At 70.2% G+C, this 1543-nt stretch carries 3 protein-coding genes; 2 read left to right on the top strand and 1 reads right to left on the bottom strand.

Going from position 1 to position 1543, the window contains the following annotated elements; translation table 11 throughout:
• Positions 1-284 (bottom strand): hypothetical protein (locus tag Q0X16_RS13260; protein ID WP_297835345.1); only part of this gene is annotated, 284 nt, incomplete at its 3' end.
• 252 nt (positions 285-536) lie between these two features.
• Between Q0X16_RS13260 and Q0X16_RS13255 the strand changes: the two genes are divergently transcribed.
• Both Q0X16_RS13255 and Q0X16_RS13250 read left to right on the top strand, forming a co-directional pair.
• Entirely contained in the window at positions 537-1220 is a 684-nt protein-coding gene (locus tag Q0X16_RS13255; RefSeq protein WP_297835342.1) for a lysophospholipid acyltransferase family protein, read from the top strand.
• The coding region (locus Q0X16_RS13250; protein ID WP_297835340.1) for a class I SAM-dependent methyltransferase at positions 1217-1543 on the top strand (327 nt) is incomplete at its 3' end. The genes Q0X16_RS13255 and Q0X16_RS13250, both read left to right, overlap by 4 nt.

Here is a 1543-nt window from a genome sequence, read left to right as displayed (position 1 = left end):
TCGCCGTCGCTGGTGATGATGCCGTTGCCCATCAGCATCCGCACCCGCTCGAAGCCCACGCCCTTGACGTAGTTTTCGTAGTTGCCGACGAGCACCTGGCGGATATGGTCGGGATCGTTGAGGAACAGGCTCGGATGCGGGCGGTCCGCCGACCACACGCAGGAGAGGTCGCCGTACTCGGCGGCAAGCCGGGTCATGACCGCCAGGCTCGCCGGGTCGGCATTCAATGTGTGGCGCTCCGCCGGCCCGGGCGGCAGGCGAAGGTCGGTGGCGGTGGCGGTCATGCGCTCGGGGTCGCTTTGCTGCGGCCAGGTCCGGTTGCGCCCAGCCAGAAGTGAGACGTTGCCATTCTAGTCAGCCAATCGGCCTGCGGAAACCCGGCGTGCCCCGGCGCGGGGTGTGCGACAATTCCGCAGCCGCAGGACCTTCCCCTCCGCATGCCGAGCGAGCCCGAGCAGGAACCCCGAGAATACGCCCCGAGCCAGCGTGCCCGGCGCTTTCGCCCGTCCGGCATCCCGGTGCGGTCGCAACGACGCATGTCGGCCGGCCGGCGCCTCTGGTACGGCCTGCTGGTGGCGCTGATCCGCCTGTTCCTCGGCCTTCTCTGGTCGACCTGCCGCGTCACCGCCATTCGCGGCGCCGGGCACCTGGAGAAGCTGCGCCGGGAGGGCCAGCCGGCGATCATCGTCTATTGGCACCAGATGCACGTGTTCTGTGCCTGGCTGCTGCGGCGCGAGGCACGCGCCGGAATGCCGATCGCCATCCTCACCAGCCCCTCGGTCAGCGGCGAGGTGCCCGCGGCGATGATCCGCGCCTGGGGCATGGAGCCGCTGCGGGGTTCCTCGACCCGCGCCTCGGGGGAGGCGCTGCGCGACATGTACAACGTCGTGCATGGCCAGCGCCGCTCGCTGGTGCTGACCGCCGACGGCCCCAAGGGTCCCCGCCACGAGTTCAAGCCCGGCGCCGTGCTGCTGGCGAGGATGGCGAAGGTGCCGGTGATTCCGGTTGCCTACGCTGCCCGTCCCTGCAAGCGCTGGAACAGCTGGGACGAATTCATGCTGCCGCTGCCGTTCAGCCGGGTGGCGATCGTCATCGGCGAGCCCTGGCAGGTGCCAGCCGGTTTCGTCATGGCGGACCTGCCGCAGGCCGCGCAGCAGCTCGGAGAGCGTCTCGCGGCGCTGGGGGCGGAGGCGCAGGCGCTGCTGCAGCCCGGGACATGAGCAGCCACGAGAAAAAGACGTTCTTCGCCACCTACGACTGGGCGAAGACCTGGCAGGAACTGCCCTGGGCACACCAGGAGCCGACGCTGTTCCTGGCCGAGGTCTGCCGCCGGCGCCCGCCGGGCCGGGTGCTGGACATGGGCTGCGGCGCCGGCACCGATTCGCTGTTCCTGGCGACCATGGGCTGGCAGGTCACGGCACTGGATTTCATGCCGAGGGCGCTGGAATACGCGCAGGCACGCGCCGCGCAGCAGGGCGTGACCATCCACACCGTCGAGGCCGACATCACCGACTGGCAGCCGCCGGACCGGTTCGACTTGGTG

This window comes from Thermomonas sp. (assembly GCF_025993755.1).
GTDB lineage: Bacteria > Pseudomonadota > Gammaproteobacteria > Xanthomonadales > Xanthomonadaceae > Thermomonas.
The sequence above is the reverse complement of the archived record's forward strand: the minus strand, read 5'-3'. Positions and strand labels throughout refer to the sequence as shown.

What these genes read in the sequence shown, in the direction of transcription:
- Q0X16_RS13255 (WP_297835342.1), top strand. Translation starts at nt 537, where the DNA reads ATGTCGGCCGGCCGGCGCCTCTGGTACGGCCTGCTGGTGGCGCTGATC.